Genomic DNA, 24,316 nt, shown 5'->3' with positions numbered 1-24,316 from the left:
TTCTTGTGCAAATCATCTGGTACAATCAGTTAAATTTTCGTTAACAGATTGCAGAGCGAGCATGATTTACAAGTCTCAGAGTCCTGCCGGGTTCGCCGAAGAGTATATCGTAGAGTCTATTTGGAGCGGGCGATTTCCTCCAGGCACAATATTGCCAGCCGAACGCGAGCTCTCCGAACTCATTGGCGTGACGCGAACCACTTTAAGAGAAGTATTGCAGCGCCTTGCCAGAGATGGATGGTTAACCATTCAGCACGGCAAACCTACCAAAGTAAATAATTATTGGGAAACCTGCGGTCTGAATATTCTAGAAACGTTGGCGCGTTTAGACCAAGAAGGCCAGCCGGCCTTACTAGATAACCTACTCTCTGCCCGCACCAACTTAAGTGCGGTATTTATTAGGGGCGCGTTTAGACAAAACCCAGAAAAAAGCCGAGATATCATTGAGCGTTACAAATCGGTGCCCGAAGACGGCGTTGAGTTTGCCCATCATGACTACCAGATGCATCACGATTTAGCCTTTGCCTCAAACAACCCGGTATATGTGCTGATGATGAATGGTTTTAAGACTATTTATGCGCGCTTAGGCTCTTTGTTTTTCTCCGAACAAGCGGCGCGCCAAGCCGCCATTAAATACTATGAGCAATTGTTAAGCGTACTTGATAACGACGAGCCTGATCGCGTTGTTTCAGTAGTGCGTAAATACGGTGTTGAAAGCGGCAAGCTGTGGAGTGAGTTTCGCAAAGACATGCCAAACAATTTAGTAGACTAGCGCGTCCTCAATTGCGCTAGTTTCATTCGCCAATCACATTATCAGAGGTTATTCATGCAAGCTGTTGTCGATACGCCTTATCCTCATATTTTTCGTCCACTCGACCTAGGATTTACGACCTTAACTAATCGCATCATCATGGGCTCTATGCACACAGGTTTGGAAGAAGTGCCTAACGGTCATACGCGCATGAAGGCGTTTTTGGCAGAAAGGGCTAAAGGCGGTGTAGCGATGATTGTAACCGGTGGTATTGGCCCAAATGATGAGGGCGCAACTCATGCCAATACGCATCTTCTGGATTCAGATGAAGCGGTTGCCCATCACAGAGAAGTCACCGATGCTGTGCATCAATATGATACAAAAATCTGCATGCAAATTTTGCATACCGGCCGCTACGCCTATAATAAAAACTTAGTGGCACCCTCGGCGATTCAGGCGCCAATTAATCCGTTTACGCCAAAAGAACTCAGCGGCGAAGAAATTGAGAAGCAAATCAATGACTTCGTTTTTACTGCCCTGCAAGCCAAAAAAGCTGGTTACGACGGCGTTGAGATTATGGGTTCAGAGGGCTATTTTCTTAATCAATTTATTGCCCAGCGCACCAATCAGCGCAAAGATGAATGGGGCGGGGAATATGAAAATCGTATCAAGCTTCCGATAGAAGTTGTGCGTCGAGTAAGAGAGGCCGTTGGCGAGCACTTCATTATTATCTACCGTTTGTCGATGCTAGATTTAGTGGAGGGCGGCAGCACCTATGATGAAGTTCTTGAACTAGGCCTGCGCATCGAAAAAGCGGGTGCTACGATTATCAACACAGGAATAGGCTGGCATGAAGCGCGCATCCCAACTATCGCGACAAAAGTGCCAAGAGCTGCATTTACTTGGGTAACGGCTAAGTTTCGCAAAGCACTCAATATTCCTGTTATCACGTCAAATCGCATTAACACGCCAGAGGTGGCTGAAGAGGTGCTGGCTCGCGGCGATGCCGATATGGTGTCGATGGCGCGACCATTTCTAGCCGACGCTGAATTTGTTAATAAAGCAAAAAACAATCAGGCCAGTCATATCAATACCTGCATAGGATGCAATCAAGCATGTTTAGATCACGTGTTTGACGGCAAAATGACGAGCTGCTTGGTTAACCCTAGAGCTTGTCATGAGACTGAGCTTGAGATCACCCCCGCAACCGACATCAAAAAGATTGCGGTGGTTGGAGGTGGTCCCGCTGGACTTGCTGCGGCCAGCACTGCAGCCGCTCGAGGTCACAAGGTTACTTTGTTTGATGCCGACAGTGAGCTGGGTGGGCAATTTAATATTGCTAAACAAATTCCGGGTAAAGAAGAGTTCTACGAAACCATTCGTTACTTTCAAGTCATGCTCAATTTGCATGGCGTGAAGATTGAGTTAAACACACGCGTAGACGCAAAAATGCTCGACGATATGGGCTTTGATGAAGTTATCATTGCCACCGGTATTGAACCCAGAAAGCCTGATATCCCGGGCATAGACCATCCAAAAGTGCTTAGCTATATAGATGTGATTAAACATAAAAAGCCCGTGGGTAAACGCGTTGCTATTATAGGCGCTGGCGGAATTGGTTTTGATACCTCAGAATTTTTGTCCCACGGCAAAGTCTCAACCTCTACCAATATCCCCGCTTTTATGAAGGAGTGGGGCATCGATATGGAGTTTACAGCAAGAGGCGGTGTTGAGGGCGTTCAGGCCTTGCCGGAGCCGTCTCCTAGAGAGATATTCTTGCTACAGCGCAAAACCACCAAAGTGGGCTCTGGGCTTGGTAAAACTACAGGTTGGGCACATCGCGCAGGTTTGATGATGAAAGGCGTCAAAATGATGGGCGGGGTTGAATATGTGAAAGTCGACGATGACGGCCTGCATATTCGAGTCAATGACGAGCCTCAAGTGCTAAATGTAGACAACGTTGTGGTTTGCGCCGGCCAGTTGCCGTTAAAAACCTTAGCAGAAGGACTTAAAACCAATCATCATCTCATCGGCGGTGCAGACGTGGCCGCTGAGCTCGACGCCAAGCGCGCTATTGATCAGGGCACTAAATTGGCAGCGAGACTATAAGTCTCGCCGCCAAAGTGAGAGCGCAAAAATATGCAGGTGCAAAAGAGTAGGTAATTACTGCGTGCTCTTGCAGTTTCTTAGTCTTAGACATAGCTGTTTATGCACACATTGTTCAAGATATTTATTGTACCTCGGCCGCAAGGTATGAGGCACCTGCACATAAACTTGTCAGAATATCCTTTGTGGCCTACGCTTTTATTGACGTAATGCAAATACATTTCTAGCAATAAGGACATCATATGAAAAAGAAACACAGCATTATACTGGCAAGCACCGCACTAATTAGCTCCTCACTTCTACTTACGGCAATGTCTGCGAATGCATTGCTGGACCCGCAAGGCAGCACCGTTCAAAATAGTGCCGTTCAGAGCAACGCTCTACCAATTGGCTACCTGAAAAACACCACTTCACAAAACACAAACCATCCAGAAAATGCAGAGCAAGAAAGTCTTAAGCGAGATTTAATTAACAGTCTAGCCAAAAGCAAGATGAAAATGCTCGGAGTAAATAAAGCGCAGTACGCGATGCTGCAAGCTGCGGCAAGCGGAGCGAGTATGTTTCGCTCGTTAGATGGATTCATTGATATTACTAGTCATCCGGCGATGATTAAATATCATTTTTTAAGCGATAGCTCTACTGAAATCCCTGATGCCGTTAACGATGAACTTTCTTTACTTTCCCAGCATAATTTCGAACTTGCTGCGCAAGACATCGGAGTAGATACTGCCGATTTTTATCAGTTACTCATTAAGTTTGTTCGCATAAATAATCAATTAGACTTGGCGGCTTCAAGAAGAACAAATAATGAAGGCGAGGAGTTAGTTAAAGAGATTTTATCAACTGATGAACCTGAGGATGAGGAAGAGGTTGTTGAGGTAATAACCGTAACTGAAGACTCATTACAAGCACTTCATGGCGGAGGTAGTGCAGGTAGGTGGAATAGGTTGCACCGTAATGCTTATAATCGTTGGGGTCCGAACGGCAGCGGCACAACGGTAGCCGTTTTTTCTTCCTCTTCCTTTACCTTTGTAAGAACATACAGGTACGATAGCGGTATAACGCGAGCCGGCGATTCCTCATGCTTTGGCATGTGCATGTTAACACCTCATCCTTAATTGCTGTTGCCACGGTCATTTGCTCTTATACATGCGCATGTTGCCCGTGGCTTGGTCGAGGGTAACGTTGAAGTGCTGAATCACATTCATACCTAAAAGTCCGTCGAAGTTTTGCATATTTTCAGTGCTTAGCACCATCACTGCTATATTTTTAAGGCTTTGGTCGCCGAGGGAGAGTTCGGTGATTCTATACAGCGGGCTCGACACCTTGCCACCAGCGGTCTGCACATTAAAGGTACCTAGGTATGAGGTGTCTTTAATGTCAATTTGATTGAATATGCTCTCGGCAATGGCGGTAGTGCTGGCACCGGTATCTACAAGCAGTTCAGCTTTTACGGCGGCAATTTCAACTTGCGTATAAAATTGACCGCGTCTTGCGATAAGCGGCACTTCTCCTTCAAGCGTTTGCTCGCTCACATCAAATACATCTTCAGTGATGCTAGTCTCATTGTTTGCCGACTGATAAATACTCTCTCGTAGACGCATAGCTCTTGGGTCATTAGGTAGTAAAGATGCGAGCACATTTTCCATCAGTACGGTTTGCTGTTGCATGCCGTAGGCTTTTGCCAATGCGATTAGATACCGTCTATTTAAAGGGTCTACCTGAACCAGCGGCTCTAAAAAATTTGCCAGTAAATCCCAACTCCCATCACCACTAAACTGCTGGATAATGCGGGTAGTGTTAACGTCTATGATCTTATTTATTTCGGCTAGTTGCGCATCTGAAATGAGCGCGTCGCGCAGTCCATAATAGTTTACCAAGGCTACGCTTAGAGGCTGGGTATAATAATATGCGTGTGCCTCTAGCATAAGCGCGTCAATATCTTGAGGGTGCTCGCGCAGGTAGCCGCGAACATAAAAGGCTAGGCTCTCATATTTTTGTGCTTTTTTGAGCGATTGTAAAAATGCCATTGTAATACCCTCTGGCGGCGGGCTAACATTTTGCGCAGCGTTTTGCTCCAAACCACCATCAGTATTGTTAGTATTTGGCAGTTCTTCTAGTGTGTAGTCATTAGCGCTGACGACGCTTGAGACTGGCTCATCGCTCCTTTGACCTTCCATGCGTGTATTGAGCTTTTCTTTGGTGTCGTGACTATCAACCCAAAGCAGATATGCGTTGAGGCTCAAAGACGCAATAAGTAGCCATATCAGCAAGCTTTTCATTTAGCTATGTTTCGTTAATGGCGTGCGCGCCGTAAATATCAATAAAGGATTGGGGCATGGGTTTTGGTGCACCGCTGGAAAGTTTTACGCAAACAAAATCCGTCAAACCAGAAAATACCGTTTTTTGTGAGTGGACTGAAATAAACTGGAATTCACGCTGAAGCCTAAATCGCTTGTCGCACTTGCTGATCCACGTGGCACATGCAATCGTCTCATCTTTAAAAGATGGGGCATGGTAGTAAAGGTTATGATGCTGAATCACCATTGCTCTATCGAGCGTCTCGTAATCTTCAAACCGTAAACCGAGGGCATTTGAATGTGCCCACGCCAGCTTTTCTAGCTGCCTGATGTAGGCAACATTATTAGCGTGTTTGTAATGGTCTATATCGTCGCTGTGCACATGCCATTGCATGATAAAAGGCTTGGTATGTTTCCAGTCGAGCTCTTGCCAATGATTTTGCTCGTTTGCGCACTGAATATTTTCTAGCATAGTCGCTCTTTGTTGTTAAATGGCATTAAATGACCGAGTGTTGCCTTAGGCTCTTAATTTAATCTAATTTCAGTTATAATGTGCCGCAAAATGACCAAGGCATATTTGTGCATGCTACTTAGTGCTGCACATTGTTAGTTGAAAATTGTTAGTTGCAAATTGTCAGCCGCAAATTGCCAAAGCGCTTATTTAGTTTCTAAAGCAACTAAACACAAATTTATTGAGACCCAAGTACCTCATATATGCAATATAACCAAACTTCGGACACTAGCCCAAGTGTTTTTTCTGACGCCGCCGACACCCTGGTAGCACTTTTTAATGCTGAGTTTGCTTCAGATGAGCTACCGGTCAGTGAACGTAGTTATTTAATCGCGCAGGCGAGTGAGCCTATTTATTTGCCTTATGACGCTGCGCCCCACCATTATTTTGCACATCAACAGCTTGCTCAAGAAAATACACTGCGTTATTTGGGCGGCGCTCTCAGCGATTTGCCCAGCGGCAATAAAATCTTTTTTACTTGCGATTACTTCGCCAGCGCCTTACATGAAATAGCGCATTGGTGTATTGCCGGCAAGACAAGACGTAGGCAGGTTGATTACGGCTATTGGTATGCCCCTGATGGCCGCAGCCTTGAACAACAAAAAGCCTTTGAACAAGCTGAAATTAAACCTCAGGCAATTGAATGGGCCTTTTCGCTTGCCTGTAATAAGCCATTTAAAGTGAGCAATGACAACCTGAGCCTGCCTGATCATGACTGTACCAGCTTTGCTAACGCGGTTTATCAGCAGCTCTGCGATTATCAGCAGCGCGGTTTTATGCCGCGGGCACAGAGGTTTTTAGATATTCTTAACGCTCACTATAACGGCGAGAAAGCCGAGAAAGCCGAGAACGCCGAGAAAGCCGAGCAAAACGATAAAGGCGGCTTACCTAATTTATCGATGCTTGCTAAATCAAACGAGTCGATGACACTCACCCGTAGTCAGCAATCCACGCATAATATGCGCAATTTATGTCTGTAAACATGGCTAAAGTAAGCGAAGTGGCAACTAAAGAAAAAGCCCCTGGCGATGGGGCAGACTATCGCCAAAGACGTTTTAAGCTGGGCTTAATAATCAACCCTTATGCTGGCATAGGTGGTGCGTTGGCTCTTAAGGGAAGCGATGGCAAAGAGATTCGAGAAAAGGCGCTTGCGATGGGGGCTGAGCAGCTTGCCGGAACAAAAACCAAGCGTGCGCTTGAGCAAGTCAGCGCCTTAAAAAATGATATCGTCATTTATACTGCATCAGGCGATATGGGCGAGTCACTGTCGCTCAGCATGGGCTTTAGCACAAAGTGTGTATATGCACCAAATGCGGCACAAACCGAACAAGATGATACGCTGCAGCTTGCCCTTAAGCTTATAGAACACAAGGTTGATATCATTTTATTTGCTGGTGGCGATGGTACCGCCAGAAACGTATATTCCGCCGTAGGGAACAAAATTCCTGTGTTAGGTGTGCCCGCGGGGTGCAAGATTCATTCAGGTGTATATGCCATTACGCCTCGAAGCGCGGGCAAAGTGCTGTCGCAAGTAATACGCGGTGAGTTGGTGAGCTTAATAGACGCTGAGGTAAAAGACATAGACGAATCTCGCTTTCGCAAAGGCGAGGTGATTGCGCGTTATTTTGGTGAAATGCAGGTGCCAGAAGCCCTCAATTATATCCAAGCAGTAAAGGCCGGCGGAAAGGAATCAGACGAGTTGGTGCTTAACGATATTGCCGCTCACGTCACGGATATGATGGAAGATGACCCAGAATGTTTGTTTGTAATGGGCTCAGGCAGCACCGTTGACGCGATAATGCAGGCGAACGGCTTAGACAACACGCTGCTTGGGGTCGATATTGTGAAAAATATGGAAGTTGTGACACAGGACGTAAATGCCAAGCAATTACTCGAACTCACACAAGGGCAGCGCGTTAGGCTCATTATTACGCTGATTGGCGGACAGGGACATATTTTTGGCAGAGGCAATCAGCAGCTGTCCGCCGAGTTTATTCGCCAATTAGGCAGAGAAAATATTCATATTGTTGCCACTAAAACCAAGCTAAACGCGCTTGGTCAAAAAGGACTTATTGCCGATACAGGCGATGGCGAGCTTGATGCCCAGCTCAGTGGGCCAATATCTATCATTACCGGGTTTAAAGACAAAGTCTTATACTTTGTAAGAGGAGAGGATGTTTAATACACAGCAAAACGATTACCTAGATGCTAAAGAGGCCTACCTAGATAGCTTTATCGAGAAAGACGATGAGCAGTTACTATTTGAGTCGAGTTATATTCATGGGCACTTTTCTGTGGTTGCAGCAAAGCTATCGAAAGCCCTCTCACATGCCCAGCATTCGGCCGATTCGACGGCTGAGTTAGCACCAGATGGCGATGAGCCAAGCTCAATGAGTGCAAAAGATGCAGAAGCACTTGAAGACATGACGACATTTGCTAATACGTTTCGCCATTTGCTTAGCGCCGACATACAAAAAGCCATTGATAATCAAGAGCTAAGTGAATCTGATGCAAAAGGCGTAGTGGCGATGCTCAACTCACTTTTTAAGTAGTTTGTTGGTCACTATTATGGTCAATATCATGGTCAATCTTAACGGTGCGACGTACAAGGTAAAAAAACAAAAGACAGTCTGAAATATTGCGTCCTATAGCGCTTAATAGGACGCATCGTAATTTAACTTAATTTAATTAAACTTAGTACAATAAAATCTACTTTTCGCTCGCTATTTGACTGCGTACTAGCTGGTCCATGAAGCGTACACCCCATCCCTGACTTCCTTTTGGTGCTACATCAATATCGGCAGACAACCAGTCTACCCCGGCAATATCCAAATGCACCCAAGGCAAGTCATCCTTCACAAATGTACCCACAACGGCAGCGCCAATGCTTGCACCAGGATTGCCCGCGCCTGAGTTCTTAATATCGGCAATATCCGACTCTATTTGCTCAAAATGATTGGGGTGCAGCGGTAAGGGCCAAACCAGCTCACCGCTTTGTTCACCTATCTGCATCATTTGCTCGGACAGAGAGAAGTCTCGCGTGATAACTGCGGCATATTCATCCGATAATGCGCGCCCTGCTGAGCCTGTAAGCGTAGCAATGTTTAACAGAAGCTTAGGATTAAAGGTTTCTTGTGCATAATAAACTGCATCGGCAAGGATGAGACGGCCTTCGGCATCGGTACTTATAATTTCAATGCTGGTGCCTTGCATCGTGTTGAGTACATCGCCTGGGCGAATAGCATCTTCGGCCGGCATATTTTCTGCCAGCGGCATCACACCTACCACGTTTACATTCTCACCTCGTTTAGCAATTGCGTACAATGTTCCGGCAACTGCGGCTGCACCGGCTAAATCTGATTTCATCGCCCACATGCCATTATTGCCTTTGAGACTGATCCCGCCAGTATCAAATGTAATGCCTTTCCCGGCTAGCACAATAGGGGCGTCGCCCTTATTGGCACCGCTGTAGCTGATTACGAGCATGCGTGGATCATGAATAGAACCTTGGCCAACGCCCAACAGCGCGCCCATGTTGTTCTTTTGCATATCTCTCACATCGAGCACGTCAATGTCGATGTTTTTGACGCCTTTGAAAAGTGGTCTAACACGCTCAACAAAAGCCTGTGGATAGATGCTTTTACCCGGCTCTGATGCCAAGTCGCGCGTGAGGTGAACGCCGTCGGCCAGATATTGAAGGTCGCCCTCGTAAAGGCTACGGCTGTCGCTTGCATCAGCGCTCACAAACTGCAGCGTCGCGGTGACATCTTTTTTGTCAGCCTTGTAGCGATTAAAGTTGTAGTGTTTTAAGTCAAAGCCGTAGGCGATATGTGCACTAACAAGCGTTCCGTCAGCGTCAATGTTCGGGACATATATTGTTGCCGCTGTATCTGTTTTACTTGAATCTAAGGCACTCGCAATAATGCCGCCAAGATTTTGTAATTTAGCGGCGCTTAAGGCTTCGTCCGTATTGACGCCGACGAGTAATAGGTTGTCAAAACCGGCTATGAGCTGGACGTGAAGGGTTTTTCCGAAATCTCCGGTAAAGTCATTAAGCGCAATGAGCTGACTAAGTCTACCTTCGCTCTTACTATCTATGTTTGCTGCTTCACCGCTGAGGCTTGCCGTATCGTCGACAAAGACCACCCCAGTCTTAGCTTCCAATGTTGCGCTCTGTGAAAAACTGATAGATACCTTGGCATTAACCGACAGCGCAAATACAGCACTAATGAGCAAAATCATTACTTTTGCAGTCATTTTCATTTTGGGTTCCTTACGTTAAATACATATAACACGTTTAAGAGGTGCGCGGCTAAGCACTTTGTGAGTGATGGCCGCTTTGTAGTTGATTTCCAAACAGAAGTGTAGATAGTTTTGTTCACAGATAACATATTGTTTAACTTATCATGCTACATCGTATTTTTTGATGATGCGCTGGGCGCATCGAAGGGCTTGGCAAAAGTAAATGCGTGTTGGCTAGGACCGTGCTCTGTTAAATGCGCCAGCTTGTCTAATGCATCTTGTGTGGTGGGTAGGGTTCCTTGCTCAATCCACCAAAGCACCATGTAGATGTCTAGTTTATCAAACCACTCTTTGCGTCTGCGCATAATCGTTCTGTGTTCAACATTGCGGTAGACAAAACTCATTAGGCTGTCCATATCCTGCCAAACCGACATGTTTATGGCCATGTTAGGGTCTTTAAAGGGTTGTATGTCAAGCGCATTATTGCCTGCTCCTTTAAAGCGCCACACAAATCCATCTTGCGCTTCGGCGATGGCGTTGATGCGGTCGAGGTTATTCACAAAATCTGCATTAACTGGGTCTTCTGCGGGCACTTTGAAGCGGGCTATATTTACTTGGGCAAGTTGGTACTTCATGTGTCACATCCTTGATGTTTTATTGATTTAAGACGGTGGAATAATATTGCAACGAGAATGCAATCAAACAATAATGTCGTCAAGTCACTGCATTAACACGGTGTGTGCTGAAAAAACGAGAAGCGTAAACTCATGTATGCACAAAAGCGGCAAAACCTGTCCGCCTCATGCGGTGACGCCATGCGAAAATATAGCAGGTATTTTGCCGCTCGCATGTTGATTTACATCGTGCTTTCCTAATTGAACATGCTCGCAAACGCGTTTATCCGCTTGGTCAGCATAAGCAATACGCGGCTTTTAACACCTTATAAATTAATCACTCAAGCCATTCGACATTTTGGAATCATTTTTGCAAAGCCGTGACCATGGATACTCATTTAAGACTGAAAGCGGCAATAATTATGCGAAATTCTATGACCAGTGCGGCGGCTTTTGTACTGTGTATGCTCAGTATGTTGGTGCTATTGGGCCTCAGCGGTTGCGCCAATAATTCGGCTCAAGTACAAAAACCTGCGCGAGCAAGTCAAGCATGGCCGGCTGCTTTGGGCAACGCTGAGCTTTATACTCATCAATTAGCGCAAGAGTTATTTGCTAACCTCACCGCAGACCGACAGTACCGCTATGCGGTGGTAGGTTTTGTGCCAGTGGCAACTATGCAGCAAGACTTATCACAACAAGGTCCTTTAATGCTGTTGGGCCATCAGCTAGAGCAGGGCTTAACGACCGAAGTGGTGCGTCGCGGTTTCATCGCGCAAGACTACAAAGCCACTAACACGATAATCATGGGCAGCGATTCTGAACGCGCACTTTCACGTAATGTAGAGCATTTGCGCGCGATTCAAGCGATTGATTACTACATCACCGGCACCATCACCGAACAACAAAACGGTGCGATGGTCAATGCACGAATTATTAACGTGCGTAACAAAGATGTGATTGCAGCAGCCACAAAGTTTTTCCCCGCCGAGTTATTTTGGCAACAAGAGCAAGTCACTATGCGCAACGGTATGCTCTACCGTAGCAGTCACCCTACACAACCTTATTTACCTTCTGGAGATTAGTCCATGAAATTGTTTAGCACTTTATTAGGCTGCCTTGTTATTGCCGGATGCTCAAGCATCCCGGGAATGCATCATATAAGCGGTAAAACGCCCGAACCAGAGCAAAACGCCCAACTCAGTTCTGCTATTGTTGACGTGCCCGCTCAAGCTAACCAGCCCTTACCAAACGCCAATAACGGCGGTATCGATGCATTTGGTTCGATGGAAAAGCCAGTGATGATTGGCAGCACGCCGGGGGCATTCAAAAGCTTGCCGCTCACTCGTCATGTAGGGCATTACGTTCGCAACATGGCGCAAGACTTAGTGGGAAATATGGAATATGTGACCGAACGCACACCTGTTGCCATTACGCATTTTTCTCTCATTGACAGTGACCTACGAGAAACAAACCTGCTTGGCCAGCAAATGGCAGAGTCGTTTGTGCACGAATTTCATAAGTTCAGAATGCCTGTGGTTGAATTTAAAGCGACGCAGTTTATTCGCGTCACTGAGACCGGCGACTATGTGCTATCTCGAGACTTCTTAGACCTGAACAACAGTACGCCCATTCAGTATGTGCTTACCGGCACAATGACCAAGCATCAAGGTGGTTTTATTGTAAATGCAAGAATGCTGGGCATGGAGTCTAAGGTGGTGGTTGCAAGCGCCCAAAGCTTTATTCCGTTTTACGTTGTTGAAGCTTTATTACCCAGTGAATCAAGTCGTCAGAACGAGATTGTTGATGGTGTTCGCATCATTCAGGGAGAATAGTATGAACATAGTTAAGACTGCCTTCGCCTGCGTTACGGTAGTGCTGCTAACGGGGTGCGCGGCCGGTAAACTGCTTATGTCGGGTTACACGCCGCCGCAAACCATTGCAGATTTGATGCGCGAACAGCAAAATGCCGCGGGTGGCATTCCGCCAGAGATGGCTATGACCGGTGAACAGTATAATCAAATAGATGCCAGCGATTATGCCTCGGGCAATGAACATTTAGATGTCACCACCGGCACCGCCGATATGCACGCTATGTCTGCCTATCATCAGCTAGAGTCCTTTCGTCCGCGATTTACCTATAAATCAATAGAGGATTATGCCGCTCAATTGGCGATGGATTTGATGAAAAATCGTTATGGCTTGAGCGCGCAGTCACGCGTGGGAATAAGCTCATTTGTGAAGCTAGATGAAAGCTTACAAAACACTACTGTGCTGGGGAACCAACTGGCAGAATATCTTATCAGTGAAATGCAGCAGTTAGGCTTGCCTGTTGTTGACCATAAACTGATGCCGGCGCTAGAAGTAAGCGCTAGAGGCGATATAGCCTTTTCTCGCGATGTTATGCGCTTAAGTAAAAACAAAGTGATGGATCACGTGCTGTCTGGCACCTTGATTGAGCGGGCAAACGGCGTATTTGTAAATGCTCGTATTATTTCGGTATCGACTAACCAAGTGGTTTCATCAGCAACAATGCTTATTCCTAGTTTTGTTGCGCAAGCGGCCAGCACAGGCTATGTGCTTCGTTAAGGCCTATGTTAATCAGATGAAGGCTGTTGACGAATAAGCTCTCGTACTAAAAAGCGATTAGGGCTTAGTGCATCAAGTAGCTTAATGCTAAGCGGCAATGGTTGCTGGCAAATCTGAGCAACCAGTGTGTCGACTAAAATCGGAGCAGTGGTAATCCCGCGTGAGCCTAAGCCGCTTAGCACAAACACGTGCTGATGTTTGCTGCCCTGTGCATAGTGACTAAGCGGTAAGGCTTTGTACAAATCAGCAAGCTCAACACGTTGCCTGTCTATATCGGGTAGGGCGCCTACCATCGGTAAATGGTCGGGGGTGCTGCATCGAATGGCTGCTCGGCCGCTAATGTTGGTTTTTTCTTGTTGTTCTAAAGCATCTACCCAGGCCGACATTTTCATGGCTTTTTTATGCATCTGAATATTGCTGCTCACTTCAGCTTGCCTATGTTCAGTGTTCATATCATCTTTCACATAGCTCGAGCCTAAGGCGTGGTGTCCGTTAACCGCGGGTGTGAAGTAACCTTTGTGGCATAACACGGCTTTTAAGTTTTTGGTCACGCTATGGGCAGGCATGGCCTCAACCTGACCGCGAGTCAGGCGCATGGGCAGTTTGTGTTGGCAAAGCGAATCGGTGTCTGCTCCTGCAGCCATAACAAGTGCGTCTGCATGCATTTTGTGAGTCTCGCCAGAGGCCATTTGTAAAGTAAGCTCAACCCCGCTTTTTTCATCTTCTAGGCTTTTATAAGCAGACAATGTGTGTTCATAACGCAGTCTCAAGCGCTGGGTTTTTTCTGCATGGGCTAAACAGGCCTTAACTAAACTAATAGGCGCAATCCAGCCGCCAAGGCCTATATGTAAGGCATTTTGAATCAGCGGTACACCGGCAATAGCAGAGGCTTGTTGCGCGTTAATCACTTGTGCAAGCTCATCAGGCCACAGTTCGCGCTGTTGCATTTTATCTAAACGAAGCTGCGTATTATCATTAAAAGCCAGTTGTAAAACGCCGCACCAGTGATGGTCAAAATGGATGCCTTTTGCCAGCAAACTGTCATAAAAGCGCCTAGCGTATAAAAAAGCATGTACAAAAAACTGACTGTTAATACCAGCCTCGGCATTAAGTTGTGGGTAAAATCCGCCGACCGGATTTCCTGACGCACCCTGAGCGGGTTCTTTATCTTTGCAAATAAGGCTTACTCGCTTACCTTGTTCAACTAGTCGCAGGGCTAACATAGCGCCGGCAATACCCGCACCCACCACGGCAATGTGGGCGTCTTTAGGATAGCTAGCTTGCTGGTGTCGGTTAAAATATGGCGCCTGTGCAGGTATTGTGTTTGAAGGTTTTTTCAGGTCTTGGTTGGCGCTTGAAAATACAGCCTTAATCATCTCGCGCTTGCGTCCAAACCCTTTGATTTTATGCACTGAAAAACCAGCAGCAAGCAGTCCACGTTTTACCGCGCCAGCCGCAGTAAAGGTCGCAAGCGTGGCATTAGGTGCGCTTAAATATGCCATTTGCTTGTATACATCGTCGTGCCACATGCTTTGATTCTTGCTAGGGGCAAAGCCATCTAAATACCAAGCGTTCACCAAGCCCGCTTCATCACGAGGAACCTGAGCTATGCCGCTCATCACATCATCGAGCACTAAATCAAGCGTAATGTGATGGGCGGTGTTAAATGTATAAAGGCTGCGGTGAATGCCCTCAAGCGCAGGGGGATACTGGTCTATTAAGGCCTTGCTTATTGAGTGCAAGTCTGGCCACTGTTGATGTATCGCTTCGAGCATGCGCTTTTCAATGGGGTATTTTTCAAGGCTAACAAAATGCAGATGTTGCAGGGGAGCATTTGGGTGGTCGCTTAAAAATTGCTCAAAAAGCCTGCACGTCAGCATGAAATTTAGACCGGTGCCAAAGCCGGTCTCGCCAATGCAAAAGCGGGTATTAGGCCAGTTTTGCCACTGCTGCATTAAATCATTGCCATCTATAAATACAAAACGGCTCTCTGCAAGGCCATCATCTTTAGAATAATAAACGTCGTCAAAGGCGTCTGAGCATGGCGTTCCATTTTGATTAAACGAGAGTTTGGCGTGGTGTAATTTCATACAGCTTCTTTAGAATATTTGTAAAGATTTAATGAATGATTAACAATCAGCGCTTAATTTGTAATGGGTTATATGCCAGTATAACCACTTTCTCGATAAAGCGTGCTTGCGCGTGGGCTGAGTATAAAGCCTCGCACAGACGAGCAACAGGTTTAATTTAAAGGTGAAATATGAAGCGAGCAGTGATCACTGGTCTGGGGATCGTATCTAGTATCGGCAATAATGCACAGGAAGTCTTAGACTCGTTGCGTGAGGGCAAATCAGGTATTCGGTATTCTGAGCAGTTTGCCGAGATGGGCATGCGTAGTCATGTGTGGGGTAACCCGCAAATTGACTTAAAAGAACATATTGACCGCAAGGCACTGCGCTTTATGGGAGATGCTGCAAGTTATGCTTATTTATCAATGGAGCAGGCGATTGCTGATGCCGGCCTCGAAGAGTCCCAATACTCGAGTGAGCGCGTGGGCATTATTGCTGGGTCTGGCGGGGCATCTTCAGACAATCAGGTTGTGTCCGCTGATACCCTGAGAAACAAAGGGGTCCGCAGAGTGGGGCCTTACATGGTTACCCGCTGTATGGGCAGCACAGTATCTGCTTGCTTAGCGACCCCTTTCAAAATCAAAGGCGTTAATTATTCAATTTCATCGGCTTGTGCAACCAGTGCGCACTGTATTGGTAACGCTTGGGAAATGATACAGCTTGGTAAGCAAGATATGATTTTTGCCGGTGGTGGCGAAGAGCTTCACTGGGCCTTATCGAGTCAGTTCGACGCTATGGGCGCGCTTTCTACTAAGTACAACGAAAATCCCGCGGTGGCCTCGCGCACTTATGATGCCAATCGCGACGGCTTTGTTAGTGCCGGGGGCGGCGGCATGGTGGTGGTGGAAGAGCTTGAACATGCGCTTAAACGCGGCGCTAAAATCTACGGCGAATTGGTAGGCTATGGTGCAACCTCCGACGGTTACGACATGGTTGCACCTTCGGGTGAGGGCGCGATACGATGCATGAAACAAGCACTTCAAGGCATTGATGCACCGCTTGATTATTTGAACACCCATGGCACATCTACACCCGTGGGTGATGTAAAAGAACTTGAAGCAATCCAAAGCTTATTTGGGGATAATAGCCCCGCCATAAGCGCCAGTAAGTCTATGACAGGTCATGCGCTAGGCGCTGCTGGCGTGCATGAAGCAATTTACAGCCTGCTTATGATGGAACATGGCTTTATTGCACCATCAATCAATATTGACGAACTCGATGAAGCTGCCAAAGGCTTGGACATTGTGACGAAAACCCGTGAACAGGCGCTCAATCTCGTGATGTCTAACAGCTTTGGATTTGGCGGTACTAATGCATCGTTGGTGTTCCAAAAATACCAAGGCTAAAGCGCATAATGATATTGCGCTCACCATGCTGGGTTTGCATTAAATGCAGCATGGTTTATGAGAGATGAAACCATGCTCAGTGAATCTTTTGACGCCTATTTGAATAATGCACGCTGGTTCCAGTATGGTTCGCATAAAATTGCGTATTGGGACTCGGGTGCTCCGGTAGCCCATCACTTTTCTGCTCCCGATAGCTCACCTTCAAATGCAGACTTGTCTTTAATACATAGCCAATCAATAGACAAGCAGCCACCTATCTTGTTTTTACATGGCTTTCCGTCAGCAAGTTGGGACTGGCATCATCAATGGGCGCACTTTATCAAGAGCCATCGCTGTATCGCGTTTGATATGCTTGGGTTTGGAATTTCCGACAAGCCCACTAAATATAAGTATTCCGTGCTAGAGCAGGCAAAGATAGCGATATATTTGTGTCAAAAGCTCAAGATTTCTAGGCTTCATATTGTTGCTCACGACTATGGGGTATCGGTGGCGCAGCAACTTTTGAGCCTACAAAACAGTGAGTCTGCTAGCGTAGATATCGAATCTCTATGTTTTCTAAACGGTGGCTTATTTGCAGAGCTTCATCGACCGCTGCTCACGCAAAAGCTCTTGCATTCTGTGCTGGGCCCTCTTTTAGTAAAGTGCATGAATAAAGGCTCACTTAGGCGCAGTTTTGGCAAAATTTTTGGCCCTGAAACACCGCCTTCACAAGCAGATATTGATACTATTTGGCGCCTGCTTGAATTTAAAAACGGCATGGCGGTACTGCCTAAATTGCTCGATTATTTAGATGAGCGGGTGCTACATAGAGATAGGTGGGTAGCGAGTATGCAAAGCACTTCCACGCCGCTTGGATTTATAAACGGCGTATTCGACCCCATCTCTGGCGAACATATGCTTGCGCAATTTAACGCGCTGCTGCCAGATGCAGCATCTATCGGCATCAATGTGGGACACTATCCGCAGCTAGAGGCGCCGAGGCGTGTTAGCGATTTGATTGCCAATTTTATTAACAGCAAAGGCTTTGCTTAAAACAGCAAATGTAACGTTTTAAGCTTCTCAATCTGCCTGAGTGACTATTGCTTTAGAGCCTATTGCCTAAGTGAATATTGCTTAAGTGAATATAGTAAAATTCAAACAAATGAAATCTCATGAGCGAATCTGTAAAAATGAAGCTACTACTGATGAATAAGAACACATGAATATTTTATACGATGACAATATGCCGTACGCAAAGGAGTATTTTAGAGGGCTAGGCCAAGCTCTGCCATTTACCGCTGGAGCACTCGATAATACACTTTTGGCAAACTGCGAAGCCCTGTTAGTGCGCTCTACCACTAAGGTGGACGCCGCTTTACTCAACGAAGCGCCCAATTTACGCTACGTTGCGACCGCAACCGCAGGTTTTAATCATCTTTCCCTTACCGATTTAACGGCACGTGGTATTCACTGGTACTCAGCAGGAGGCTGTAACGCGCGCGCAGTAGCTGAATACGTGCTCGCCTGTTTATATGTGCTTGCCCAGAGAGATGGCTTTTTATTGAGCAACAAGACAGTTGCCGTGGTTGGTGTTGGAAATGTAGGGAGCACCTTAAAAAGCTTGTTACAAAGTGTAGGTATAAAAGTAATTGCCTATGACCCTCCAAGGGCAACGCGAGACCCTGCTTTTATATCTGCAGAATTCTCTCAAGTATTGAAAGCCGATATTATTAGTCTGCACACGCCTCTTGTTAAAGACGGTGATTTTCCTACAGAACATATGTTTGACGCATCAGTGCTAGAGACGCTGGGTCCACAGCAGATATTAATTAATGCCTGTCGCGGCGAAGTGCTAGACAATGCCGCGCTGCTTGCGCTTATGCGAAAAGACCAAAGCAGTATGCCAAAGGTTATCCTAGATTGCTGGGAGCATGAGCCCGAGATTGACCGAGAACTCCTACCATACATAACATTTGCAAGTGCACACACGGCGGGACACTCACTTGAGGGCAAGGCGAGAGGCACAGATATGGTATATGCCGATTTGTGTCGGTTTTTATCGCTTCCTCTAACACTCACTCTCGAGGATTTTTTGCCGGTATTTTCGCTGTCTGCTGAGCAGACGCAAAAGCTACATGATGTTAGCGCTAGCGAAAGCACACAGACTATTGTCTGTGAAAGCATAAAGTGCATGTATGATATTGAAAATGATGATAGTTTTTTTCGCCGCTACATGGCAAAATCACACTCGTTTTCCGAGCTTCGGCGCAACTATCATGTGCGTCGTGAATGGCCTGCCGCTAAAATAGCTATACAAAACAAGAAGGCAGCATCGGTATTAGGTGAGTTAGGGTTTAAACTGGCTAACGACAGCAAGTAAATATTCATCATAAACCTCAAAAACGAATTAAGGACACATACAATATGTCAAATGTTTACGATGTCGCCGTATTGGGCGCGACAGGCTTAGTAGGTCAAACGATTATGGATGTGCTGGCCGCCAGAAAATTCCCTATCGGAACATTGTATCCACTGGCCAGTGAACGTTCAGCCGGTGGTGAAGTTGAGTTTGCGGGTAAAAAACTGAAAGTATTAAATGCAGACGAGTTTGATTGGAGCAAGGTGCAGCTTGGTTTTTTCTCGGCAGGCGGCAGCGTATCAGAAAAGTTTGCGCCTATTGCTGCTGAAGCGGGCTGTGTGGTAATTGATAATACGTCACAGTTTCGATATGAGCCCGACATCCCCTTGGTTGTGCCTGAGGTTAATAGCTATGCTTTAGCTGATTACCGCAACCGCAACATCATTGCCAATCCAAATTGCTCTACTATCCAGATGGTTGTGGCGCTGAAGCCTATATATGATGCAGTGGGTATTGAACGTATCAATGTGGCCACCTATCAGTCGGTATCAGGTGCAGGCAAATCGGCCATGGAAGCGTTGGCACGGCAAACCGCAGAATTACTCAACGCCAAGGCAGTAACTGGTGATGAGTTTAGCCGCCAGATGGCGTTCAACGTGATACCTCAAATTGACGTATTTATGGACAATGACTACACCAAAGAAGAAATGAAAATGGTGTGGGAAACCCGCAAAATATTAGGTGATGAGTCGATTTTAGTTAATCCTACTGCCGTCAGGGTGCCGGTGTTTTTTGGTCACGGCGAGGCCATTCATATTGAAACGACTCAACAAACCGACGCTGAGCACGTAAAGCAACTGCTAGGGTCTGCCCCTGGCGTAACTCTGTATGAAAAGCGCGAAGATTTTCCGACACAAGTCTCTAGCGCAAGCGGCAATGACGCTGTGCACGTGGGACGTATCCGCAATGATGTGTCGCATCCACACGGAATAAATATGTGGGTGGTGTCTGACAACATTCGCAAAGGCGCAGCGACCAATAGCGTACAAATCGCAGAAGTACTTATCAGCGAATATATGTAAATAATTAACACAGCTTGCCGATAATGCCATACAGGACAATTGGTTGAGTTATGAGTACTTTAGGAGCAGAGCAGGGTTTTGAAATCGACGCTTAGAAACTGGATAGCTATTGTATTGACAGTGTCAATGCTTAGTCCTGCGCTGTTATCGGCTCAAGTGCAACTGCAGGGGCCACGCGGCTCTGCCGAGCAATTCTCTGGGGTTGTGTATGGTCCTATCGACCAGAACGATACGCTCTGGCGAATTGCAACCCGCTATAAGCAAGATTCCCCGTTTAGCGTCTATCAAACCATGCTCGCAATTTACGAGCTCAATCCACAGGCCTTTGAAAACGGTAATTTTAATACCATGGTTAGCGGTGCAACCTTGCAGTTGCCTAGCGACCGATTTATTGCTCGCATGGACCCACAGCGAGCCCGCGCAAAAGCCGAAGCAGACGACCGCGCGTTTGGCCGGCCCAATTCTGTGCAGCCAGAGGAAGTACTGGCGCAAGCGGCAGCTCAGCCCACAGAGCCTGAGGTACCGCTGGTAAATCAGCAAGACCTTGCCAGTACTAAGCAAGAACTTCAGCAGCAGTTAAATTCCCTCAATCGCCAGCAGGCGGTAAAATTTGACGAAGTCAAACAGCAAGTTGCATCTTCTATTGAAAGCGTGCAGGCCTTACTTGATGAAAACAGGCGTTTGTACGAACGCTTAGACCAGGTGAATACTGATATATCTGATCTGCGCGGTAAAGTAGAGGGGGAAGTGCAAGACCAGATAGACCAGCAACTTGCCTTGCAAAAAGAAATTATAGACTTAGTTAAGCAGGCTGAGCAGCGCCAGCTCGACAGAGAAGCACAGTCGTTTTTAAACATATTGTCTAATCCGGTGGTGGCGATTGGATTGTCGTCATTATTTACCCTCGGTTTACTGGCGATTATCGGGTTTTGGTTACTGCGCAGACCAAGCGCGTCAAAGCAAGAGGCCTCCACAGACAATAAGCAAGCGTCCGTAGATATCGTCGATGATGAACTTGTTATTGGTGAAATGGATGACGATGATGATGCCGATGATTTAATGGCTGCCCTTGAGCAAGATATGGGTGGTGACGATATTCTTTCGTCCGATTTAGAAGATGGCTTAGATGAACTCGGCATCGGTGATGACTTTGATGATGCCGACGACATGCTTGTGCCTGACGAAAAGAACAAGCAAACCGATAAAGCAAAAGCGCAAACTATTGAAGAAGACGTGAGTTTTGACACTGACGCCATCAGCCTTGACGATGATGATTTTGATAATCAGGAAATTGATCTCAATCCAAAAGAGACAGCATCTGCAGAAGCAAAAGCGGATTCGAAAACTGAGGTAGTGGAAGACCTTACCAGTGATCTCGATTTAGATGATTTTGATGTAAGTAACGATGGTGATGAAACTGACTTTGCCGCTGATTTAGCAGAGCAAGCAGGCACCGCCGGCGATACCGACTCTACGAAGCCTTCTGGCGAAGCTGAAACGCCAGCAGTCGCTGATGAAGGCACGCAGGAAACTGACTCTACAGGCGACGTAGACGATGCTATCGATACAGATGATACAGACGATGCTGACGGCGAAAGCGGCAACTCTGAAAAGACAAGCAATAAGCTGGCATCTGTCACAGGTGATGCGCCTGAGGGCGTACCATTGGACGAGAGCGCTTCGCTTGACGAGGATGCCATTGAGCAAATTGAAAACACTATAAACGAAACAACCGAAGAATTTGACAAATTATCAGAAGAGTTATTAGACGAGCTTGAAAATGGTCCCGGTGAGACTGAGGAAGATGAAGCGCCTGTTGCTGATGCGACTCCACCAGCTTCTGAATCTGCATCTGAGCAAACATCTGAACCTGCATCTGAATCGGAAGTAGAAACAGAAACAGAATCTGAACCCGAACCCGACACGCAGGCCAAAGGCGATATCGAACAACCCGATGCGAATACGCAAGACGCTCCTAGCGAGAATTCTGATGCAGAACAAGCCGAATCAGAAAATATCGATAAAGAGGCAGCGCCAGACACAGCAGAAACTGAATCAGAGCCAGAACCAGAGCTAGAACCAGAGCTAGAACCAGAGCTAGAACTAGAACTAGAACTAGAACCTCAGCCTGATAGTGAATCAGAGCCTGATACTACACCTGATTCAGATAAAGAAACCGATGAATTGGGCGCGGAAGTAGAAGATTTGAGTGATGATATTCTATCTGAACTTGAGGATGAGCAAGCAAGCGAAGAGCTCGATGATTTGCTCGAACAATTTACCGAAAACGACCTTGATAATGCACAAGGCGCAGCACAGGACGTAAGCGCAGACGACCAAGGCGATAGCATTGATTTATCTGATGATATAGACAGTAACGATGCCTCACAAGAGCCAAATGACGATACCGACGCTTTGGCAAATGAGCTCTTGTCTGAGCTCGAAAACGATAGTGACGATGATGATGCGGACGCAGACCTAGACGCCCTATTGAATGAGTTTGCAGCCAAAGAAGACGAAGTAGAAATAGACAGTGAGCTGACTGACACTGCAGATACGCAAGAAACGCCAAGCACTGAAACAAGTACTGAAAGTAACACTGACTCCTTATTAGATGATATTCCGTCACTCAGTGATATGGGACGTGACGATGCGGACGCGCCTAGTTCTAAGATTGAAGACGAAGCGTCAAGTTCACAAGCTGACAGCTCAGAGACAGAGCAAGAAGCACCTACGAAAGAACAAGAACATAAACAAGAGCACGAACCAGAACATGAAGCGTCAGAGCAAGCGTCACCTTTAGACGAGGACGGGATTGATGATGTGTCCGATGCGATGGAAGACACTCAGACAAGCGCCGAATCCCTTGACGAGACGCCCATAGATGAAGATGACGTGCTTGCCGACCTGCCTGGACTTGACGATTGGCTAGGCGATGAAGAGCTTGAGAAAGACTTAGAAAATTACAGTAATAAAAATGAGTCGGATGATGACATTGATTTACTGGCTGATATTGAAGGCGCTGATTTTGAGGACCTTCTCAATGAGATTAGCGATGACGGCAAACTGAGTGAAGACGATTTAAACGCCTTCGATGAAGTGGATTTAAGTGACGAGACAGAAGATAAACCAAAAGCTACAGACGGCGAATCGGAGAGTAAAAAAGACGCTACGGATGATTTGACCGACGCAGGATTAGATATTGATAGTCTTCTAAAGGATGAAGATGAGATTGACGGATTTGTTAACGTAGATGACTTACTGTCAGAAAGTGAGGCCTTAACGCCTCTTGAAGATGACGACGTAGAATTTAATCTTGAAAAGTCACTGGATCGCATGAGCAAAAGTACAGATGCTGACGCTACGGGCACTGATGACGAATTTGATGCGTCTAGCAATGAAGTAGACCAATCGAGCAATCTAGATTTAGCACAAGTTTACATCGATATGGACGATTTTGAAGCTGCTAAAGAAGTGCTTGACGAAGTCATTGCAAATGGCTCGTCTGCGCAAATAGCTGAAGCTAAAGAGCTTTTAGCACAAATGAAATAAACCAGCATAGAGATAAAACATGGCGACAGCGTGTGCGCTACATATTTTGGTAAAAACAGAAAAGCAGGCAAAAGAACTGCTCATCCAGCTTAAAAAAGGAAAAGACTTTGGCAGCCTTGCCAAGCGATTTTCAGACTGCCCGTCTGGCAAAAAGGGCGGCGATTTAGGTGAATTCAAACGCGGACAGATGGTAAAACCGTTTGACGATGTAGTGTTTAAAAAAGAGCTCTTAACAGTGCACGGCCCGGTAAAGACTCGCTTTGGATACCACTTAATTAAAACGCTCTACCGAAGCTAACACCGCCTAGCCCCTCATCTAAATCTCACCCTCATCTCATCTTCCAACGCTCACTCATACTTTTACCCATTCTTGCGCTCAAAAATGCAGCCAAAATCTTCGCCTATTCCGGTTTTTCGAGTAAGTCAGTGAGCAAGTATTTCTAACATTTAAAGCGCATTAAGTTTTATCAAAATTGCATTCAGAACGGGTTTGACGTGTTGTTTTTGTTATTGTTATTGCCACCAAAAACAGGTTCAGATAAAAAACTAAAACAAAGTTATAAATGAGAATTTTGAAGTAAAATTCTGAGGTTTTATGCGAAGTTTGCGTAAACTAAAACAATTTCACTGATTTTAATTGATTTTTAATGGGTTTAAAGGATTTTTAATTTATTAGTGTTTTTTCTTCAATTACGTGTTTTTCTGGGTTTTTATCCTTTTTAATAACTTTTTGTTACTTTTAAGAGAATTTACAAAAAT

20 protein-coding genes are annotated in these 24,316 nt (G+C 46.1%); 15 read left to right on the top strand and 5 right to left on the bottom strand.

Going from position 1 to position 24,316, the window contains the following annotated elements:
- Positions 1-61 precede the first annotated feature (61 nt).
- From fadR to ACFO4O_RS06270, 3 genes are all read left to right on the top strand, one after another.
- Positions 62-772 (top strand): fatty acid metabolism transcriptional regulator FadR, encoded by a 711-nt coding sequence (gene fadR / locus ACFO4O_RS06280; RefSeq protein WP_382406586.1) that lies wholly within the window; start codon positions 62-64, stop codon positions 770-772.
- 54 nt (positions 773-826) lie between these two features.
- Complete coding sequence (locus ACFO4O_RS06275; RefSeq protein WP_382406584.1) at positions 827-2,860, top strand: oxidoreductase; 2,034 nt, start codon at positions 827-829, stop codon at positions 2,858-2,860.
- 239 nt (positions 2,861-3,099) lie between these two features.
- Complete coding sequence (locus tag ACFO4O_RS06270) at positions 3,100-3,975, top strand: hypothetical protein (protein ID WP_382406582.1); 876 nt, start codon at positions 3,100-3,102, stop codon at positions 3,973-3,975.
- Between the two features lie 15 nt (positions 3,976-3,990).
- Here the strand turns inward: ACFO4O_RS06270 and ACFO4O_RS06265 are convergent, their stop codons facing one another.
- The gene (locus ACFO4O_RS06265; RefSeq protein ID WP_382406580.1) at positions 3,991-5,139 is read right to left on the bottom strand and encodes a retropepsin-like aspartic protease family protein; all 1,149 of its coding nucleotides are present in this window, start codon (positions 5,137-5,139) and stop codon (positions 3,991-3,993) included.
- A gap of 4 nt (positions 5,140-5,143) precedes the next feature.
- Complete coding sequence (locus tag ACFO4O_RS06260) at positions 5,144-5,629, bottom strand: acyl-CoA thioesterase (protein WP_382406578.1); 486 nt, start codon at positions 5,627-5,629, stop codon at positions 5,144-5,146.
- A 242-nt stretch (positions 5,630-5,871) separates the two neighbouring features.
- On the opposite strand from ACFO4O_RS06260, the gene ACFO4O_RS06255 reads away from it, so the two are divergent.
- Genes ACFO4O_RS06255 through ACFO4O_RS06245 form a run of 3 tightly spaced genes read left to right on the top strand, consistent with a single transcriptional unit; the run spans position 5,872 to position 8,220 of the window.
- Positions 5,872-6,648 (top strand): elongation factor P hydroxylase, encoded by a 777-nt coding sequence (locus ACFO4O_RS06255; protein ID WP_382406576.1) that lies wholly within the window; start codon positions 5,872-5,874, stop codon positions 6,646-6,648.
- A gap of 2 nt (positions 6,649-6,650) precedes the next feature.
- Positions 6,651-7,850 (top strand): ATP-NAD kinase family protein, encoded by a 1,200-nt coding sequence (locus ACFO4O_RS06250; RefSeq protein WP_382406574.1) that lies wholly within the window; start codon positions 6,651-6,653, stop codon positions 7,848-7,850.
- A complete protein-coding gene (locus ACFO4O_RS06245) occupies positions 7,843-8,220 on the top strand; it encodes a YfcL family protein (protein WP_382406572.1) in 378 nt (125 codons plus the stop codon). The genes ACFO4O_RS06250 and ACFO4O_RS06245 overlap by 8 nt, the downstream gene beginning before the upstream one ends.
- A 157-nt stretch (positions 8,221-8,377) precedes the next feature.
- On the opposite strand, the gene ACFO4O_RS06240 is transcribed toward ACFO4O_RS06245, so the two are convergent.
- Together ACFO4O_RS06240 and ACFO4O_RS06235 are read right to left on the bottom strand one after the other, a co-directional pair.
- Entirely contained in the window at positions 8,378-9,931 is a 1,554-nt protein-coding gene (locus ACFO4O_RS06240; RefSeq protein ID WP_382406570.1) for a leucyl aminopeptidase family protein, read from the bottom strand.
- Positions 9,932-10,077: 146 nt separating this feature from the next.
- Positions 10,078-10,545: a DUF3291 domain-containing protein gene (locus ACFO4O_RS06235; RefSeq protein WP_382406568.1), complete on the bottom strand. Its 468-nt coding sequence runs from the start codon at positions 10,543-10,545 to the stop codon at positions 10,078-10,080.
- Positions 10,546-10,910: 365 nt separating this feature from the next.
- Between ACFO4O_RS06235 and ACFO4O_RS06230 the strand changes: the two genes are divergently transcribed.
- The 3 genes from ACFO4O_RS06230 to ACFO4O_RS06220 are packed head-to-tail and all read left to right on the top strand — an operon-like array spanning position 10,911 to position 13,110.
- Entirely contained in the window at positions 10,911-11,606 is a 696-nt protein-coding gene (locus ACFO4O_RS06230; protein WP_382406566.1) for a FlgO family outer membrane protein, read from the top strand.
- A 3-nt stretch (positions 11,607-11,609) separates the two neighbouring features.
- Positions 11,610-12,356, top strand: a complete 747-nt coding sequence (locus ACFO4O_RS06225) for a FlgO family outer membrane protein (RefSeq protein WP_382406564.1) — start codon at positions 11,610-11,612, stop codon at positions 12,354-12,356.
- A gap of 1 nt (position 12,357) precedes the next feature.
- Entirely contained in the window at positions 12,358-13,110 is a 753-nt protein-coding gene (locus ACFO4O_RS06220) for a FlgO family outer membrane protein (protein WP_382406562.1), read from the top strand.
- Between the two features lie 8 nt (positions 13,111-13,118).
- On the opposite strand, the gene mnmC is transcribed toward ACFO4O_RS06220, so the two are convergent.
- Positions 13,119-15,200, bottom strand: a complete 2,082-nt coding sequence (gene mnmC / locus ACFO4O_RS06215) for a bifunctional tRNA (5-methylaminomethyl-2-thiouridine)(34)-methyltransferase MnmC2/FAD-dependent 5-carboxymethylaminomethyl-2-thiouridine(34) oxidoreductase MnmC1 (protein WP_382406560.1) — start codon at positions 15,198-15,200, stop codon at positions 13,119-13,121.
- A gap of 170 nt (positions 15,201-15,370) precedes the next feature.
- Here mnmC and fabB point away from each other — a divergent pair, with 170 nt between their 5' ends.
- The 6 genes from fabB to ppiC all read left to right on the top strand — a co-directional run bounded on the left by fabB (position 15,371) and on the right by ppiC (position 23,855).
- Positions 15,371-16,585 carry a beta-ketoacyl-ACP synthase I gene (gene fabB, locus ACFO4O_RS06210; RefSeq protein ID WP_382406558.1) on the top strand — a complete coding sequence of 405 codons (1,215 nt, stop codon included), beginning with the start codon at positions 15,371-15,373 and terminating at the stop codon, positions 16,583-16,585.
- A 57-nt stretch (positions 16,586-16,642) separates the two neighbouring features.
- Positions 16,643-17,617, top strand: coding sequence for an alpha/beta fold hydrolase (locus ACFO4O_RS06205; protein ID WP_382406556.1), 975 nt, complete (start codon positions 16,643-16,645; stop codon positions 17,615-17,617).
- A gap of 166 nt (positions 17,618-17,783) precedes the next feature.
- The gene (locus ACFO4O_RS06200) at positions 17,784-18,944 is read left to right on the top strand and encodes a 4-phosphoerythronate dehydrogenase (protein WP_382406554.1); all 1,161 of its coding nucleotides are present in this window, start codon (positions 17,784-17,786) and stop codon (positions 18,942-18,944) included.
- A 44-nt stretch (positions 18,945-18,988) separates the two neighbouring features.
- Entirely contained in the window at positions 18,989-20,005 is a 1,017-nt protein-coding gene (locus ACFO4O_RS06195; RefSeq protein ID WP_382406552.1) for an aspartate-semialdehyde dehydrogenase, read from the top strand.
- Positions 20,006-20,083: 78 nt separating this feature from the next.
- Positions 20,084-23,557, top strand: a complete 3,474-nt coding sequence (locus ACFO4O_RS06190) for a FimV/HubP family polar landmark protein (protein ID WP_382406550.1) — start codon at positions 20,084-20,086, stop codon at positions 23,555-23,557.
- A 19-nt stretch (positions 23,558-23,576) separates the two neighbouring features.
- Positions 23,577-23,855: a peptidylprolyl isomerase PpiC gene (gene ppiC, locus ACFO4O_RS06185; RefSeq protein WP_382406548.1), complete on the top strand. Its 279-nt coding sequence runs from the start codon at positions 23,577-23,579 to the stop codon at positions 23,853-23,855.
- Positions 23,856-24,316: the final 461 nt, after the last annotated feature.

The organism is Glaciecola siphonariae (genome assembly GCF_042652645.1).
Classification (GTDB): Bacteria; Pseudomonadota; Gammaproteobacteria; order Enterobacterales; family Alteromonadaceae; genus Glaciecola; species Glaciecola siphonariae.
The sequence above is the reverse complement of the archived record's forward strand: the minus strand, read 5'-3'. Positions and strand labels throughout refer to the sequence as shown.

Coding starts and splice junctions, on each gene's coding strand:
- ACFO4O_RS06275 (WP_382406584.1), top strand. CDS start 827: ATGCAAGCTGTTGTCGATACGCCTTATCCTCATATTTTTCGTCCACTC.
- ACFO4O_RS06225 (WP_382406564.1), top strand. CDS start 11,610: ATGAAATTGTTTAGCACTTTATTAGGCTGCCTTGTTATTGCCGGATGC.
- ACFO4O_RS06250 (WP_382406574.1), top strand. CDS start 6,651: ATGGCTAAAGTAAGCGAAGTGGCAACTAAAGAAAAAGCCCCTGGCGAT.
- ACFO4O_RS06260 (WP_382406578.1), bottom strand. CDS start 5,629: ATGCTAGAAAATATTCAGTGCGCAAACGAGCAAAATCATTGGCAAGAG.
- ACFO4O_RS06220 (WP_382406562.1), top strand. CDS start 12,358: ATGAACATAGTTAAGACTGCCTTCGCCTGCGTTACGGTAGTGCTGCTA.
- ACFO4O_RS06200 (WP_382406554.1), top strand. CDS start 17,784: ATGAATATTTTATACGATGACAATATGCCGTACGCAAAGGAGTATTTT.
- ACFO4O_RS06245 (WP_382406572.1), top strand. CDS start 7,843: ATGTTTAATACACAGCAAAACGATTACCTAGATGCTAAAGAGGCCTAC.
- ACFO4O_RS06265 (WP_382406580.1), bottom strand. CDS start 5,139: ATGAAAAGCTTGCTGATATGGCTACTTATTGCGTCTTTGAGCCTCAAC.
- mnmC (WP_382406560.1), bottom strand. CDS start 15,200: ATGAAATTACACCACGCCAAACTCTCGTTTAATCAAAATGGAACGCCA.
- fadR (WP_382406586.1), top strand. CDS start 62: ATGATTTACAAGTCTCAGAGTCCTGCCGGGTTCGCCGAAGAGTATATC.
- ACFO4O_RS06195 (WP_382406552.1), top strand. CDS start 18,989: ATGTCAAATGTTTACGATGTCGCCGTATTGGGCGCGACAGGCTTAGTA.
- ACFO4O_RS06205 (WP_382406556.1), top strand. CDS start 16,643: ATGAGAGATGAAACCATGCTCAGTGAATCTTTTGACGCCTATTTGAAT.
- ACFO4O_RS06235 (WP_382406568.1), bottom strand. CDS start 10,545: ATGAAGTACCAACTTGCCCAAGTAAATATAGCCCGCTTCAAAGTGCCC.
- ACFO4O_RS06240 (WP_382406570.1), bottom strand. CDS start 9,931: ATGAAAATGACTGCAAAAGTAATGATTTTGCTCATTAGTGCTGTATTT.
- ACFO4O_RS06230 (WP_382406566.1), top strand. CDS start 10,911: ATGGATACTCATTTAAGACTGAAAGCGGCAATAATTATGCGAAATTCT.
- ACFO4O_RS06270 (WP_382406582.1), top strand. CDS start 3,100: ATGAAAAAGAAACACAGCATTATACTGGCAAGCACCGCACTAATTAGC.
- ACFO4O_RS06255 (WP_382406576.1), top strand. CDS start 5,872: ATGCAATATAACCAAACTTCGGACACTAGCCCAAGTGTTTTTTCTGAC.
- fabB (WP_382406558.1), top strand. CDS start 15,371: ATGAAGCGAGCAGTGATCACTGGTCTGGGGATCGTATCTAGTATCGGC.
- ppiC (WP_382406548.1), top strand. CDS start 23,577: ATGGCGACAGCGTGTGCGCTACATATTTTGGTAAAAACAGAAAAGCAG.